The 13,250-nt window shown below is 31.1% G+C and carries 24 protein-coding genes; 4 read left to right on the top strand and 20 right to left on the bottom strand.

The window, feature by feature from the left end; translation table 11 throughout:
• Positions 1–7 precede the first annotated feature (7 nt).
• Entirely contained in the window at positions 8–742 is a 735-nt protein-coding gene (locus CCS77_RS09850; protein ID WP_107917347.1) for a hypothetical protein, read from the top strand.
• Positions 743–1,140: 398 nt separating this feature from the next.
• On the opposite strand, the gene CCS77_RS09845 is transcribed toward CCS77_RS09850, so the two are convergent.
• From CCS77_RS09845 to CCS77_RS09835, 3 genes are read right to left on the bottom strand one after another with little or no spacing between them, the layout of a single operon-like run.
• Entirely contained in the window at positions 1,141–1,764 is a 624-nt protein-coding gene (locus CCS77_RS09845) for a hypothetical protein (protein WP_107917346.1), read from the bottom strand.
• Between the two features lie 28 nt (positions 1,765–1,792).
• Positions 1,793–2,236: a hypothetical protein gene (locus CCS77_RS09840; protein ID WP_107917345.1), complete on the bottom strand. Its 444-nt coding sequence runs from the start codon at positions 2,234–2,236 to the stop codon at positions 1,793–1,795.
• Between the two features lie 23 nt (positions 2,237–2,259).
• Complete coding sequence (locus tag CCS77_RS09835; RefSeq protein WP_107917344.1) at positions 2,260–3,234, bottom strand: ParM/StbA family protein; 975 nt, start codon at positions 3,232–3,234, stop codon at positions 2,260–2,262.
• Positions 3,235–3,428: 194 nt separating this feature from the next.
• Here CCS77_RS09835 and CCS77_RS09830 point away from each other — a divergent pair, with 194 nt between their 5' ends.
• From CCS77_RS09830 to CCS77_RS09820, 3 genes are all read left to right on the top strand, one after another.
• Entirely contained in the window at positions 3,429–3,647 is a 219-nt protein-coding gene (locus CCS77_RS09830) for a WGR domain-containing protein (protein WP_103642839.1), read from the top strand.
• Between the two features lie 95 nt (positions 3,648–3,742).
• Positions 3,743–4,333 (top strand): hypothetical protein, encoded by a 591-nt coding sequence (locus CCS77_RS09825; RefSeq protein WP_107917343.1) that lies wholly within the window; start codon positions 3,743–3,745, stop codon positions 4,331–4,333.
• 291 nt (positions 4,334–4,624) lie between these two features.
• Complete coding sequence (locus tag CCS77_RS09820; protein WP_107917342.1) at positions 4,625–4,987, top strand: hypothetical protein; 363 nt, start codon at positions 4,625–4,627, stop codon at positions 4,985–4,987.
• Here CCS77_RS09820 and CCS77_RS09815 read toward each other — a convergent pair.
• From CCS77_RS09815 to CCS77_RS10550, 17 genes are all read right to left on the bottom strand, one after another.
• Complete coding sequence (locus tag CCS77_RS09815) at positions 4,982–5,743, bottom strand: hypothetical protein (protein ID WP_107917341.1); 762 nt, start codon at positions 5,741–5,743, stop codon at positions 4,982–4,984. The genes CCS77_RS09820 and CCS77_RS09815 overlap by 6 nt on opposite strands.
• A gap of 89 nt (positions 5,744–5,832) precedes the next feature.
• A complete protein-coding gene (locus CCS77_RS09810) occupies positions 5,833–6,693 on the bottom strand; it encodes a hypothetical protein (protein ID WP_107917340.1) in 861 nt (286 codons plus the stop codon).
• 1 nt (position 6,694) lies between these two features.
• Positions 6,695–7,363 (bottom strand): hypothetical protein, encoded by a 669-nt coding sequence (locus CCS77_RS09805; RefSeq protein ID WP_107917339.1) that lies wholly within the window; start codon positions 7,361–7,363, stop codon positions 6,695–6,697.
• A gap of 95 nt (positions 7,364–7,458) precedes the next feature.
• Entirely contained in the window at positions 7,459–7,674 is a 216-nt protein-coding gene (locus tag CCS77_RS10395; RefSeq protein ID WP_152025746.1) for a hypothetical protein, read from the bottom strand.
• A 237-nt stretch (positions 7,675–7,911) separates the two neighbouring features.
• Positions 7,912–8,196 (bottom strand): hypothetical protein, encoded by a 285-nt coding sequence (locus tag CCS77_RS09795; protein ID WP_107917337.1) that lies wholly within the window; start codon positions 8,194–8,196, stop codon positions 7,912–7,914.
• Between the two features lie 125 nt (positions 8,197–8,321).
• Complete coding sequence (locus CCS77_RS09790) at positions 8,322–8,555, bottom strand: hypothetical protein (RefSeq protein ID WP_107917336.1); 234 nt, start codon at positions 8,553–8,555, stop codon at positions 8,322–8,324.
• Positions 8,556–8,565: 10 nt separating this feature from the next.
• A complete protein-coding gene (locus CCS77_RS09785; protein WP_107917335.1) occupies positions 8,566–9,042 on the bottom strand; it encodes a hypothetical protein in 477 nt (158 codons plus the stop codon).
• Between the two features lie 25 nt (positions 9,043–9,067).
• Positions 9,068–9,490 carry a hypothetical protein gene (locus CCS77_RS09780; RefSeq protein ID WP_107917334.1) on the bottom strand — a complete coding sequence of 141 codons (423 nt, stop codon included), beginning with the start codon at positions 9,488–9,490 and terminating at the stop codon, positions 9,068–9,070.
• A gap of 305 nt (positions 9,491–9,795) precedes the next feature.
• Positions 9,796–10,026, bottom strand: coding sequence for a helix-turn-helix domain-containing protein (locus CCS77_RS09775; RefSeq protein WP_107917333.1), 231 nt, complete (start codon positions 10,024–10,026; stop codon positions 9,796–9,798).
• A 41-nt stretch (positions 10,027–10,067) separates the two neighbouring features.
• Positions 10,068–10,721 (bottom strand): hypothetical protein, encoded by a 654-nt coding sequence (locus tag CCS77_RS09770; RefSeq protein ID WP_107917332.1) that lies wholly within the window; start codon positions 10,719–10,721, stop codon positions 10,068–10,070.
• Positions 10,722–10,805: 84 nt separating this feature from the next.
• A complete protein-coding gene (locus tag CCS77_RS09765) occupies positions 10,806–11,177 on the bottom strand; it encodes a hypothetical protein (protein WP_107917331.1) in 372 nt (123 codons plus the stop codon).
• Between the two features lie 370 nt (positions 11,178–11,547).
• Positions 11,548–11,844 carry a hypothetical protein gene (locus tag CCS77_RS09760; RefSeq protein ID WP_107917330.1) on the bottom strand — a complete coding sequence of 99 codons (297 nt, stop codon included), beginning with the start codon at positions 11,842–11,844 and terminating at the stop codon, positions 11,548–11,550.
• Positions 11,845–11,863: 19 nt separating this feature from the next.
• A complete protein-coding gene (locus CCS77_RS09755; protein ID WP_107917329.1) occupies positions 11,864–12,088 on the bottom strand; it encodes a hypothetical protein in 225 nt (74 codons plus the stop codon).
• Positions 12,069–12,317, bottom strand: coding sequence for a hypothetical protein (locus CCS77_RS09750; RefSeq protein ID WP_107917328.1), 249 nt, complete (start codon positions 12,315–12,317; stop codon positions 12,069–12,071). Before CCS77_RS09750 ends, CCS77_RS09755 begins: the two co-directional genes overlap by 20 nt.
• A 20-nt stretch (positions 12,318–12,337) precedes the next feature.
• Complete coding sequence (locus CCS77_RS09745; protein ID WP_107917327.1) at positions 12,338–12,676, bottom strand: hypothetical protein; 339 nt, start codon at positions 12,674–12,676, stop codon at positions 12,338–12,340.
• The gene (locus CCS77_RS09740; RefSeq protein WP_107917326.1) at positions 12,669–12,872 is read right to left on the bottom strand and encodes a hypothetical protein; all 204 of its coding nucleotides are present in this window, start codon (positions 12,870–12,872) and stop codon (positions 12,669–12,671) included. Before CCS77_RS09740 ends, CCS77_RS09745 begins: the two co-directional genes overlap by 8 nt.
• A 27-nt stretch (positions 12,873–12,899) precedes the next feature.
• Complete coding sequence (locus tag CCS77_RS10550) at positions 12,900–13,250, bottom strand: hypothetical protein (protein WP_107917325.1); 351 nt, start codon at positions 13,248–13,250, stop codon at positions 12,900–12,902.

Here is a 13,250-nt window from a genome sequence, read left to right as displayed (position 1 = left end):
TAAGTTCATGCAAGAATATACAAAAACAAATGGAGAACCAAGCGGCAAGCGTTATTTTCAAATAGATGAAAATGACTGCCTTATTATCCCCCCTAAAGAGGTAGCCCCAGAACTTTATATTTTGGGTGGCTTTTTTAATACACATCAAATAGAATTTGAAAAGGTTGTTAAACAAATTGCGACCGACAATGCAACAAATAAAATAGAGGATAAACAAAACCAAGAGCAGCAAAAGAACCAAGAGCAAAATACCACAATGGCTCAAGCCGAGGAAGAAAAAGTGGAAGATAAAGTAGAAGAAATCCATATTGAAGAAGAGCAAAAACCTTCTATCCCCTTAGACTTTTTTGCAAATAAATTTAAACAAAATGTGCCACAAAAAAATGACAATGAATATATGGACGAAGACGACTTCCAGCCACAGCCAAATTTAGAAAATGTCTATCCAAACCAAAAACAAGACAATGGTCAAAATAAGTTTTTGAAAGATCCACAAGACTATATCGACTCTTTAAATGATGAGCTACCACCCGAAAACATATCTATCAGAGCCGAAGACGATGAGGACATTGAGCTACATGCGCAATTTGACAACACAGACTATATCAATAGCGATATAGTTTCAGATGATGATGTGATAAGCGAAGAAGATATCCAAAATGGAACTGGCTATGAGTTTGAAAAAGAATACGCAGGCTCTGATGAAGATACAGAAGATGATGATAGTTTTTATGTATTATAAAAAATATCTTTAATTTAAAAATTAATAATAAATTATAATAATTTATTAAAATATATATCTAATAATCAATAATCTTTATTAATAAATAATCTTTATTGTTTGCGGGTCCATTGGACCCGCAAAAAAAATAACCTCTTTTTTATGATTAATTTTTAAAAATTCCACGACCTAAAATTAAAAAATTCAAAAAAAGATTTCTTGATAGAAATACGTTTTGAAGTGTGATTTTCTTTTTTAGTTCATCGAACTTATAAAGAATTTACTTATTTTTTTACTTTTTTTGGCAAATTCCACGACCTAAAATTAAAAAATTCAAAAAAAGATTTTTTTTAAAACTGAGTTTTTAAAAAATGGAGATCGCTTGGATCTCCAAAAAAAATTCTTTTATGAGGGAGTAATTATTCTTTGTTCTTTTGAATGAAGAACTTCAGTGAAGAAATATTTGAGTAGGTTGTTTTTAGTTTTGGTAGCGCATAGGCTTTAAAAGTTAGATCAAAATACAAATTAATCTCTGCCTCATTGCCTAGATTGTTAAAAGATTGATACTTATTTTTTTCTAACATCAATGCTAGAAGTTGTTCGTGTTTTTTAAAATCTTCTATCACTGCATTAACGTCTTTTTTATCATCTATATTATTTGCATAGATGTAAAATTTTTCACTCTTTTTTTCCCTGATCTTTTTATACGGAGAGATCAAAACACCATACCCATAAAAAAGCTTTACGTCAAACGTCGGCTTTATATAAAGCTCTATTATTTTTGATTTATCTACCAAAGATAGTTCGCACTCATTAACAAGGCTAAATGTATCATCCTTTTTGATCTTTAAACAAAATAACCCTATTGCTATTCGCTTGGCTTCGTCTAAAAATAAATGCGACATTAGATACTTATATATTCTATTGCCACTATCATCTATTTTTATAGCCTCTAACCTTTTCATTTCTTTGTCAAAATTAGAAACTACAAGCTTATTTGTTTTTAACTTATAGCTGTTTTGTATAGGCTCGTCTATAATCATATAAAATCTCCAAAATTATATTCAGGCTTTAATTGAAAGTTTTTTTCTCTTTCACTTTTTTTAATTTTTTGATAGGCAATATTTCGGAGCTTTTGTCATCTTCTATATTTTCGCTCTCTAGCTCATCAATAGCCTCAACTTTTTTATCCTCTGCAATATCTTTACCTTTTGGCTCATCTATTACTTCAGGCTCTTTTATTGTTTGTTTTAACTCGCTAGCTTTCTCAAAAAACTCTTGCCATCTTCTTTCTTCTTGCTCCTCTATTAGTTTAAAAGCTTTTAAAGCATTTATTCCATTTTTACCATAAAAAATATCTCTTAACTTTTCATCTTTTACAGCATATTGGAGCATAGCGGCAATAAAATTAGATCGAGAACAATCCAACAATTTCCATAAGATTAAACTACTTTTATCTATCGTAAAGCTCATGGGCTTTCTTTTAATAACATTATCTTTTGCTGGTCTTGCCATTTTGTTTCCTTTTTTACTTTAGCTTATTCCGCATTATTTTCTTTTAGGCTTAATTCCCTAACATAATACCCTCTTGCATTTGAAAACTCATAAGGGTCATCAACAAAAACTATATTTTTAAAATTAAACATTTTCTGCAAGCCATCATCGCTTATAGCTCTTAAAATATATGCACCGCCGCCGCCAATTAGTAAAATATCAGCTCTTTCCAAGATATTGTCTTTCTCTACAATATCTTGCTTGATACTATCGATGTAATCTTCTGTAATATCCTTTAGGGCATCACTAAAATCTATAATTTCACCCCTATGTTTTAAAGTTTTGTTGTTTGCTGAAATAGTTTCATTAAGTTCAGTAGTTGTCCTTTTAATATCAAATTGACTATTAAGCTCATATTGTAATTTATTCAAAATAATATTGATGCCATTCGTATTTGCGAAGCTATTTCTGATCGAAAGTTTATCTTTTTTCATTGCTATAAAGTCAAGAGTATTGTAGCCTACATCTAAAATTAGAGCCAAATCTTCTTGTGGATTTTTTGAAAAATAATCATACGCTATTCCACGACCTTGGGGCAATAAACTTACATCAAGCTTTATTTCTTCGTCATTGACTGTAAAGTCTTTCAAGATTTCGATTAATTCATCTCCCTTGTCATCAAAATCTTTTAAAGATAGTCCAGTGATAAGACTTAAGCCCTTATGCTCTATGTTGTTAATTTTTAATACCACATAAACTAAAAGCGGCGCATTTTTTATCAATGTTCCAGCTTTTAAAGATATATTTACATCCTGGTCAATAGCTTCCTTGCCAATTAGATATTTTGATCCGTTATATTCAAATACCTCTTCGTCATAAATATCTTCATCATCTATCTTTTTAACAGCCGTCGGGATTTTACCTGATATGACTTTCCCTTTGCGTTTAAAATAATATTTTACACCGCTGTAACCTAAATCTATCGACAAGATATTGTCATCAACTTTTGCTTTTGCCATTTTTATCTCCTAATAAAAGAATTAATTTTTACCATACATTATAGTTAAAAATTATAAAAATAAAGCTTATTTATATATAAAAACATTTATTAAAATAAATTATATATAAATAAAATAATTTTATATAAAATAATTGTTTTTATATTGATGAATTAATATTTTTATTGTAAAATTATTTTATTTAAGGATAAAAAATGGTAAATACACTAATAAAAAATACACGTTACTATAAAATAGACCTATCATCAACTCTCTTTGATGAATACCTGGTTGAAAGAGTTTATGGCAATAATACATATAAAGCACCCACTGGCAAACGTTCAAATTACTTTGGTTCTTTGTTGGAAGCCAAAGAGTTTATTTTTAAACTAATAAAGTCAAAAATCAAAAAAGGCTACATCGAAATAAGATAAAAAACTCTATTTTATCTAAAATACTATATAATTTAAGTTATTTTTAAAGCATTTTATATTATAATTCTATTATACATCAAGATAAAGGATATAAAATGGCAAATCCAAGCACAGCTTTTGGTGACTACACATTCGACTTTTCAAATGTAAAAGGTGCAACAGCCGAGAAAAAGGCAGATTGGTTTAAACGACTTACAGAACAACTGGGTGGTGGTGAGTATGACACTATCTTTTTTAATAATATTTGTGAAGACACCGAGCTTTTAAACTCAGATGAATTTAGTCTATCTTTCTCTGGCACTGGAAACTGGAACTATGACCGCAACATAGGGTGGTATGAAACAGAGCCAGAAATAAAAACCATTATGCTTGAAATGGTAGGTCTAAAGATAGAAATTGAATATATCGACCATGAGGTCGGTTGTGACTTTATCTGCAAATCGTCTGCTAAGCTTGAAGTAAAAAACGACAAGGTAGAAATAGATATAGACTGCATCGAGGGGCATAGTTTTAATTATCAAGCTTGGTCGGAGTTTGACATCGGCTCAAGAGATGAATACTTAGATGAAATAGGCTTTGCTGATTATATTTATGAAGCTGATAGAGAAGAGGCACTAAATAGATGGCTTGAAGAAGGCATAGGCACTGAAGAAGAGTTTAAAGCCTACGTAGGCGAAGTAGCTTAATAAAGGAGATACAATGATAGTAGATGTTTTCGTTTCGATGATTATAATTTTGGTTTTTCTAGCTGTAACTTATGGGCTATATGCCAGCTTGCTAAAAATTGGAAAATCATTTTTTCCAAAGACTACTAGCAGAATAATCAAACTACTAGACAATATGTTTTAACCTTGGAGGTCCAACAAACCTCCAACCTCCCTTTTACCCTATCTTTTTACTCCCCAAAAACTCCAAAATGTATTGAAACCCCTGATGTTTTAGACTATAATTAATAAAACAATATAAAGGGATATGAGATGACAAAAGAGTTTGACCCGCAGGACATAATAAAAAAACTAAACAAACAAGAAAAAATTGAACTACTAGATTGCTTACTAAATGACACTATTCTAAGAGAGAAGAGAGTAACCCAAATATCTAGTGAAAAAGTCCTTGCTAGCCTAAAAAAGATATTAGCAAATTTAAACCTTTTATTGCCAAAGAGCGAAAAACCAAATATCAGCAGTGCAGCAGCATTTTTCGATAAAAGTTATAGTGCTATCTTGAATAGATTGCCGCATCACAAGCTAGGCTTGATATACGGCTCATATTTAGCAACCCTAATGACCGAAGCTCAAAATTTACCAACAGAGAAAGGCAAGAGAAAAACTATATTATAGTTCTTCTATGTAAAGCCCGTGTATCCCAATATCAGGTTCGCTTTGTTTGTCATCGCTATTACAATAAACGTTGCTATCCACAAAACGTTTAACTAAAAATTCATCTACTTCTTTTGCTTCGAGGGAGAGAACATCTTTAATTTTTTGAATGATTGAATATTCGTTGCTAGGAAGTAAATCTTTAGCGACACAATCACTTCTTAAAACATAGCCAATAGGTGGAATACTACCAAAAACAAAGCTAGGAAAATCTTTTGATGCTTTATATAAATTTACCTTTTTAGATACTTTAATAAGCTCCGTCAAAGCATTTATATTTTTGTCAGTATCACATGATGACAAATCAAAAGTTCTACCTATAACGCCCATTTTATTATCTTTATCGGCTACTACAACGACATAATTATGAAAAATAATAATGCTTATAGTGGCGTCTTTGCAAGAAAACAAGTGTCTGCCAGCTCTTATAACGCTTGGTTCAAATGGCATGAAATTCTCATTATTTTCTAAATCGAAAAGCCACTGTTCTGACACATTAAAGGTAGAACAGAATTTATCAAAGAAAGTAAAACTAGGGATTTGATCTTTCTTATAGAAGTCATTTAGCGTAGCAAAACTTTCAAGCCCCATCTTTTTGCTAGCACTTACTAAATTTAGCCCCACGCCTCTTATAACGTATTGCATCTTAGATCTTAAAACATCTGCCTCGCTGCCTAATGGTGCATCCAACAATTTTACATAATCTCTTGATTCCATATTTTCCTCCTGAAAAAATAAATTTGTAAGATTATAATATATATTTTACTATTTTGAGATAAAAAACAAAATTTTATCATAAAAAAACATCAAAAAGTAACTAATTGCCTAGAAATTTTGATCTCTTTATCGTCGGTTGAGAATATCGGCAGAATATCTTGTTTTATAAAGGGGTCTAAGTCCAATGGTTCTAAGTCTATGTTTTTATTTTCATCGCGATGCGTAATCACCATGTCATTCATAAAAAGTTTTAGCTTATTGTCTATCTCGGTAATGAAAAAAAGTCTATTTTGAATAAAGTTAAGATGAAAATCAGCCGTGTGGCTAAAATTTAATATCTCAAACAATATTCCATTTTCTACAAAGTCTTTATTAAAATAAATAATTAGATTTCTATATTTTCTAAACGGCAGCTCTTGCCATATATTTTTATAATTCTCATAGAATTCAAACAATTTAGTAAAAACGCTTGCCTCTATAATGATCTTAAATGATACATTGTCATAGGCGTTATCATCTACTTTTAGTCTATATTTGCCGTTTGGGATAATATCCATGCTATCTTTTGGATTGGCTTTTGACTTCTTTGTAAAAAGCTCTTTAAAAAAACTGCTGTTAAATTTATAGCCTTTGGATATGCTAAAAACGGGAAAAATAATAGTTCTATCGCCACGCTGTATCAAGAAATCCAAGCCTGCATTGTGAATAGTAACCACCAAGGCATCAAAGCCTATTTTGTTATCCTTTTCGGCTTCATATAAATATATATCACTCATTTGATTAGGCTGCAAAGCAAAGAGTATATATGGATCTTTGACTATCTCTGGGAAGTTGCCTATTGATGTAAAATCAGCTTCTAGTTGAGATATTATCTCTTTGGGAACTAGAAGCTTATGGACCGAGTTATGGCTAAACTCAAAAAATTCATCGTGGGTTTTTAGTTCTAGCATGTTAGTCTAACGCGTGAATTATCACCATAAAAAAGGAAACAATAAAAAAATATATGCCAAAAAATATTGCCATATAATTTGCCGTAGGGTCGGTCGTCATTTCTATTAAAAGTCCATCATACCATTGATATAGAGCAAATTTCGCAAGAAAATAAAAAATGATACCAACTAAAACTCCTTGATAAAACCTAACATCCCAATGCTCTATAATGCCATTGACATGATCTGGATACAGAGCGAAAAAGAAAGGTAATATAAAGAATAAATATGTGATAGTCGAAAGCTTTCTAAGAATTTTTTCGGCTCTTTCTTTTTCCGTGCCACCCAAATATTTATATCCCCAAAGTATAAGTGGCGCATATATCAAGCCTATATAGAAAATAGTAAGTAACAAAAAGAATTTAGTATTTGAGCCAAAAAAAACCAAATATAAAAATATCCCTACCCACAAGCAACCTAATTTTACAAAAATATTTTCAAATATACTTACTTTATTGCCACGGGAATCCTCTTTGTCCTTTGCAAAAGTAACTGCTGTATATAAAAGTGCCACAAAGAAAAAAAATGGTGGTGGAATTAAAGACACATCAAGCATGTGATTACCAAATAGCCACGCGCAAAAAAATGCACCGATCCACGCAAGGGCTATTTTCATGATTTTGCTTTGCATAACCACTCCTCTTTTAAATTTTCTTAATTATATATCTAAATTTGGCTCAGATCAATACATTTTTGATTTATAGCTTAATAGAAAGGAGATAGGGGTTAGTTTGCCTTAAGGCTTCCTAGTTCTTTTATATCCACATCACTGCTTTTTAGCTTCTCGGCTACATCTTTAGCTTTTTGTTTGTCATAAACTACCAATGAGAACTCTTTACCGCCATCTTTTACATATATAACTCTATGTAGCTGAGAATAATATTGCGAGAAAAAGCCATTAACACCGCAAAGTATAAAAAAGCCATTTAAGACAAGTGCCATTATAAATGCCCCAGAGGCTTTATCCAAAAAGAGCTTAATTGTTTTGGCTATATTAAATTTTTTAAAGAAACTAATCAAAAAATAGGCAGCCAAAAAGGAAAGGCCTACACAACCCATAAAATAATGTAGAAAGTAAGCAGTATCGATCCATAAGTAAAGGGAAGCTAAAATTTGTGTTATAGCTACCGCAAGAAAAAAGCCAAAAATCGCAATAGTGGTTATTTTCAAATTTTGCTCCTATAATGCTCGAAATTGGCTAATAACTTCAAGAACCTTTTTATTATTTTCTGCAAATGCCTCTTGCTCTTCTAACTGAATTCTTATGGACATTAAGCTCTTAAGCTTTTCTTTATTTTCTATAACATCTCGCTCAACACCATCAGACATCTCAACAAATTTAACAAAATTTTCTAGCTTAATAGCAAAGCTGCAAGCTTTATAAAAATTATCAAAATGCTGAAAACAATTTGAACCAAAAAAGACAATATAACCTTTTGGTAATTTTTTCTCAATTAATAACATATCTTATCCTTGTTCATCTTTTTTATCTTCTTTTAAAAAAATTGCCATAGCAAAAACAAATAGATTGGCAAAAACTATAAAAATACCCATTCCACCAATACTATTAGAAACATCAGCACTCATTTTTACTTTCCTTCTTCTAAACAATACTTTTTATACCATTTTATAGCTTTAGTTGTATTAAGCCAGCCTAATACGCCTATTGCAATAAAAAACCCAATAAAGATCAATGAACCAATTAAATTTTGTGTATTGTCTTTATGCCATGCAGTGCAAGCGATAGCCAAGATAGAAAAACAAATCACAATTCTCTTAAAAAGCCTTAAGTCCTTGTATAGTTGTGTAAGAGTGTTGCTCATTTTAAATTCCTTATTTGATATTACTCAAAATACGCTTTGCCATTTCTTCAGGGGCATCAGGTTTAGGTTCAGGCTTTTTATGATTATTTAAAAATAATTTAATTTCTTCGCCGATCTGATTTTCACATTCAGGCTTTACTTCATTTTCTATATCCTTGCATAAGGATAAAGTTCCATTTTTTTTCATATTGTCATAAATTATATTTGAGGTTTCACCTGCCGAGTCCCTCACGCTAGTTTTGCTAATAACTACAGAAATAGCTCGCTTAATTTTATACATATCAATTATGCTTATTCCATCATTTTCGTTTTTAAAATCCTCTAAAGCCAAAACCTCTAGTCTATCGTATTCTCTATCCACATACTTCATAAATTTAACGTATCCGATATATAAAGCGAAGATAAAAACAAAAATAAATGGCAATGCCAACAATGCCAATAGTGCGTTTAATATCAAATATTTGCTACCGTTTTCACTTTTATTCATATCTACACTCTCCAAAAACTTCTAATCATTTCTCTAACAATATTTTTCCACTACCAACGAGAATAACAGTTGGATCACCAGCATGCTTTGCGAGCTCGTTTAATTCGCTCAACTTGATTGGGTTAATAAGTTCTAGTGGATATTGTCCAGTCTCTGCTTTAATCTGCTCTCTATCAAAGGAAGCACGAACTAAAGGAGAAATAGTATATGTGCCACAAATTGTCAATATCCAAAACAAGAGAAAAAGCCCAACATACCAGGATTGTTTTATATAATCAAATTTCTTCATACTAGCCTCTTTACTAGATAAATTTTCATCACACCTACGATCCGATGAATAATTGTCACCCTTAAAATTTAAGTTTTTAGGATAGTCATTCATAATTTCTACCTCATTGACATCAAAATTTATTTGCTCACCCATAGGGATTTTAATTTTCTCACTCATAATCTATTTTTATCCTTGCTCATCTAATAGTTAGAATTTTGCTTTGTCAAAATAATCAGGAAAAGTCATAAGTATAGCCATAATAATAAATAATAGCCCACCACCTAACGTAATAAAACATTTTGCCTTGTAGCTAGAGCTATCGGTATTTTTTTAAATTGAAAAAATCCGTAAAATATAAAAAATGCTCCTAAAAGTTCTATTATGTATATAAACATTTATAAACTCCTTTTAAAAATCAGTAACCATAAAAAATAATGAAATTAAAATTTTTAAACCATATTTATCAAATAAATCTTGCATTTTTATTCCTTAAAATTTGTAATAGCCTCTTGGGCTTCTTTTGCTTTTATAATAATCATTTTGAGCTCATGATTTTCTATCATAAGCTCAAGAGCTAATTTTGTTGTTTGAGAAATCCTAGCTGGATCGCTAGTCCAGCTATTTATTGTAGCAACAGAAATTCCGAGCTTGTCGGCAAGCTCTTGCCTACTGATGCCTAAAATTTCACAAGCTCTAATGTGTAGTAAATCCATTATTAACCTTTTTGTTTTAATTATACAAAAAAACGTATAATTCAGTTTTTAATGATTGCAGGCAGATTATTATTTTCTTTAAATTTTTCTAAAACTTGCTTTTCTTGTTCTACTTTATTAAGATAGCTAGCCTTTTCCTTTATTTCATCAGCGGTTTGTTGCTTCACTTCATCCACAACTCTATCTAGCCAATATTTGCAAATGGATGAATTCATGGATAAAAGGCAAATGCCACCGCCAAGCTTATTATAAAAATATAATCCACCTTCAAAATAATTTCTTTCAAAGGCAGGCTTTTCATTATCGTTTAATTTAGACTTAATATACAATGCAAGTAAGTCGCTTCTTTCCTGATATTTGCTATTTAAATAAACAGCATCGTCACGTTGATTTAATACTTCATTGTGATAAAAAATATAAGAGGGTCCAAGCAATAAAAGGCAAATCACCATAAATAAAAGTATAATTATCGAGCCTTTCTCTGTTTTATTATCTGCTTCTCTTTCAAAATCACAACCCGACAACCCACTTCTATGTATTTTTTTACTAATATAATATGTGCTAAAAAGCAATAAAAATATACCAGTAACTAAAAAAACAATAGCAAGGCTAGATAAATCTATATTTAGAAAAAAAACTACTAGGATATCAACTATAAACGCTACTGGGAGAATAACACTAAAAAAACCAATCATTTTAAAAACCCTCGTGATCTTTTGCTACTGAAAAAAGAGGAAACACTGCGCAGCCTCCGCCTTTTGGGTGTGAAAATGTGATAATCATTGTTCGCCTTTCTTTAGCCATTTTTCTATATCTTGCCTATTAGCTACCCTGACGTTTTCGCAGTCCATATCTACTGGAGGATATAGCCACTTTTCTTTTTCATCCGTAGGCTCGCAAAGCTCCAGCTTGCCGTTTGGCTTTAGCGTGCCGATTACCACGAAATTTGAAATATCGTTATATTTTGTGTAGTCATAAGCGATTACAACTACGTTTTCAAATTGCCCGCTGTAAGCGGTTGAATATTTTATCTCGGCTATACCTACACCGCCGTTTAGATTTTTATAATCCCAGCCGTCGGCGGTATTTCTAAGCTTGATTTTTTCGCACGTGACAAATTTGTCTAAAATCAAATTTTGTAAATTTTTCATTTTCAATCCTCTCTTGTATATTTGCAAATTAATAAGTGTATTATATTGTAAAATTACAAGTTTGTCAAGGGTTTATTAGTAAAAATACAAATAAATTTTAAAATAATTTGTAAAAATACAAAATTAATCTATCTAAATCAATAAGCATGGAAGGCAGGATAATGTGAATTGATCTTTAGGCTGAGAGCATCGCTTGGATTTTGCCTGCTTGTTTTTAGTATTTTCTATAAGGAATTAAATAATTAGAGTGTCTTTACTTTGATTTCAAGCAGGCTAACATTTTTATCTATGGTTGCTTTAAGAACTTTTTGGGCAGAAATACCAACTGCTTTAGCGGTTGGGTAATTCATAACTAAAAAATATTGATCTTTTATATCTCCCTCTTTAGTCCCAAAAATTTATACTCTGCTAGGTCTTCATTAATAATACGCTGACACTCGCATATTTGCTTCAGCGCATCTAAACTTTCATAAACAGCCCAACAATTATTCCCTGCGCGAAAACCTTTTAAAAACCTATTCTCACTAGCAAAATTAAAGGCATCGAATACGTTATCAAAAACTTTAAAATTTGCTGGAGTAGCTTCGCTAGGTGTTTCATAAAAAATAACAAAGCCCTTTTTGATTTTTTTAAGAGCTAAAACCATTTTATCAATCTCATTCATCATTTGCTGATCCTTTTTAACGTCAAAACTTGAAGTATAGTGGTTGCGCCACAAGAACTAAAACAATTATTATAACACCCGAAGCCATAATTTTTCGCCTGCTCTTTTCATTGTAATTATCATAATTTGAGGCACTAAACAAAACAATAATCCCCAAAATTAAGAAGAAAATGGAATTTATTAAAAAGATATTATCCAATCTTTCTATTGCTTCGGCGCTACTAATTTCAATTTCTCTTAGCTTCATCTTTTTCTCTTTTCTTTCTAACTGAGTCAAGAATAGTGTTTGTAGTATTACATTTAACATGATCAGTAATATATTTGCTTGCGTAATGCTTCATCCTAGCCATAATTTTCCATTGGTCTTCCAAAGATAAATCTGACTCACACAAAGCATCAGTGTCATAAGCATCAATTAAGTAATATATAACTGTCCTACAATATTGGTCTATTTCTTTCTTTGTCAGGTTTTTCATATAAAATCTTTTTTTCAATATCACCAATGAAAATTTAAGTCGAAAATTTCATCATCGCAATGTTCATCAGGTTCTACCAAAAGAGTATCTTTAAACGCTAAAAATTTCTTTTTAGCATACTCCTTCCACTCTTCTTCATTTGAAAATAAAAAACCATTAGTCTTATATCCTCTTACCAAGGCATCTTCCCAAAAGACATCTTTTCTTCGTATTTTATTTTCACAATAAACAAAGTTAGGTTCAAAAAAGTGTATTTTTGTGCCACCTAGCTCCTCTTCAAATTTATGTTTTTTAACATATACAAAGTCACCCTCCCAAGGTATCTTTAAAAACTCATACCTTGATTTTATGTCATTCATCTTTTACTCCTTCAAGCTCTTTGACCTTTTCAAGAACACCTTTGTAGGCATTCATCTTGGCTCTCATTTCTGTTTGAATAAGTGCCAAAGGGGCATTTATCAATACGCTTGCGCTTGCGTAGTGGTAGCGTTCATCGTTTTCTATCTCAGCAATTTCATCTTTTATAAATTTTTCTAGCTCTTTGAAATTTCTCATATTTTTGCTCCTTTTTATTTGATATATCTAATGCTCGCCGTAGAGCAGTAACCAATATTTGCCATTTTTTAGCCTATAAGCCATATAGCCGTAAAAATCGTCCTCATTTCTTTGTCGTTGCCACACCAGATACCCGCTACCCTCGTCCTCAAACAAGATATTATCGTTCAATAAGCTACAAGTATAGTATTCTTTTCCATTCTCAATTATTTTGTTAAAGTCTGCAAAGTCGTAATGTAGCACTTCATCGTTATCAATCATCTTTTTTAAATCTTCGACGACATCATCAAAATTTTCAGACTTGTAAGCATTTTCTAAGAAAAAATTAAAATTCTTTTGAAGTTCTTGTCTTTCTAAATCAGTTATACCATATAGCAT

It is taken from the genome of Campylobacter concisus (assembly GCF_003048375.1).
In the GTDB taxonomy this organism is placed as follows: Bacteria; Campylobacterota; Campylobacteria; order Campylobacterales; family Campylobacteraceae; genus Campylobacter_A; species Campylobacter_A concisus_T.
The sequence above is the reverse complement of the archived record's forward strand: the minus strand, read 5'-3'. Positions and strand labels throughout refer to the sequence as shown.

Excerpts from the sequence above, each read along its gene's own strand:
- CCS77_RS09850 (WP_107917347.1), top strand. The coding sequence starts at position 8 with ATGCAAGAATATACAAAAACAAATGGAGAACCAAGCGGCAAGCGTTAT.
- CCS77_RS09845 (WP_107917346.1), bottom strand. The coding sequence starts at position 1,764 with ATGATTATAGACGAGCCTATACAAAACAGCTATAAGTTAAAAACAAAT.
- CCS77_RS09840 (WP_107917345.1), bottom strand. The coding sequence starts at position 2,236 with ATGGCAAGACCAGCAAAAGATAATGTTATTAAAAGAAAGCCCATGAGC.
- CCS77_RS09835 (WP_107917344.1), bottom strand. The coding sequence starts at position 3,234 with ATGGCAAAAGCAAAAGTTGATGACAATATCTTGTCGATAGATTTAGGT.
- CCS77_RS09830 (WP_103642839.1), top strand. The coding sequence starts at position 3,429 with ATGGTAAATACACTAATAAAAAATACACGTTACTATAAAATAGACCTA.
- CCS77_RS09825 (WP_107917343.1), top strand. The coding sequence starts at position 3,743 with ATGGCAAATCCAAGCACAGCTTTTGGTGACTACACATTCGACTTTTCA.
- CCS77_RS09820 (WP_107917342.1), top strand. The coding sequence starts at position 4,625 with ATGACAAAAGAGTTTGACCCGCAGGACATAATAAAAAAACTAAACAAA.
- CCS77_RS09815 (WP_107917341.1), bottom strand. The coding sequence starts at position 5,743 with ATGGAATCAAGAGATTATGTAAAATTGTTGGATGCACCATTAGGCAGC.
- CCS77_RS09810 (WP_107917340.1), bottom strand. The coding sequence starts at position 6,693 with ATGCTAGAACTAAAAACCCACGATGAATTTTTTGAGTTTAGCCATAAC.
- CCS77_RS09805 (WP_107917339.1), bottom strand. The coding sequence starts at position 7,363 with ATGCAAAGCAAAATCATGAAAATAGCCCTTGCGTGGATCGGTGCATTT.
- CCS77_RS10395 (WP_152025746.1), bottom strand. The coding sequence starts at position 7,674 with ATGGCACTTGTCTTAAATGGCTTTTTTATACTTTGCGGTGTTAATGGC.
- CCS77_RS09795 (WP_107917337.1), bottom strand. The coding sequence starts at position 8,196 with ATGTTATTAATTGAGAAAAAATTACCAAAAGGTTATATTGTCTTTTTT.
- CCS77_RS09790 (WP_107917336.1), bottom strand. The coding sequence starts at position 8,555 with ATGAGCAACACTCTTACACAACTATACAAGGACTTAAGGCTTTTTAAG.
- CCS77_RS09785 (WP_107917335.1), bottom strand. The coding sequence starts at position 9,042 with ATGAATAAAAGTGAAAACGGTAGCAAATATTTGATATTAAACGCACTA.
- CCS77_RS09780 (WP_107917334.1), bottom strand. The coding sequence starts at position 9,490 with ATGAGTGAGAAAATTAAAATCCCTATGGGTGAGCAAATAAATTTTGAT.
- CCS77_RS09775 (WP_107917333.1), bottom strand. The coding sequence starts at position 10,026 with ATGGATTTACTACACATTAGAGCTTGTGAAATTTTAGGCATCAGTAGG.
- CCS77_RS09770 (WP_107917332.1), bottom strand. The coding sequence starts at position 10,721 with ATGATTGGTTTTTTTAGTGTTATTCTCCCAGTAGCGTTTATAGTTGAT.
- CCS77_RS09765 (WP_107917331.1), bottom strand. The coding sequence starts at position 11,177 with ATGAAAAATTTACAAAATTTGATTTTAGACAAATTTGTCACGTGCGAA.
- CCS77_RS09760 (WP_107917330.1), bottom strand. The coding sequence starts at position 11,844 with ATGATGAATGAGATTGATAAAATGGTTTTAGCTCTTAAAAAAATCAAA.
- CCS77_RS09755 (WP_107917329.1), bottom strand. The coding sequence starts at position 12,088 with ATGAAGCTAAGAGAAATTGAAATTAGTAGCGCCGAAGCAATAGAAAGA.
- CCS77_RS09750 (WP_107917328.1), bottom strand. The coding sequence starts at position 12,317 with ATGAAAAACCTGACAAAGAAAGAAATAGACCAATATTGTAGGACAGTT.
- CCS77_RS09745 (WP_107917327.1), bottom strand. The coding sequence starts at position 12,676 with ATGAATGACATAAAATCAAGGTATGAGTTTTTAAAGATACCTTGGGAG.
- CCS77_RS09740 (WP_107917326.1), bottom strand. The coding sequence starts at position 12,872 with ATGAGAAATTTCAAAGAGCTAGAAAAATTTATAAAAGATGAAATTGCT.
- CCS77_RS10550 (WP_107917325.1), bottom strand. The coding sequence starts at position 13,250 with ATGCTATATGGTATAACTGATTTAGAAAGACAAGAACTTCAAAAGAAT.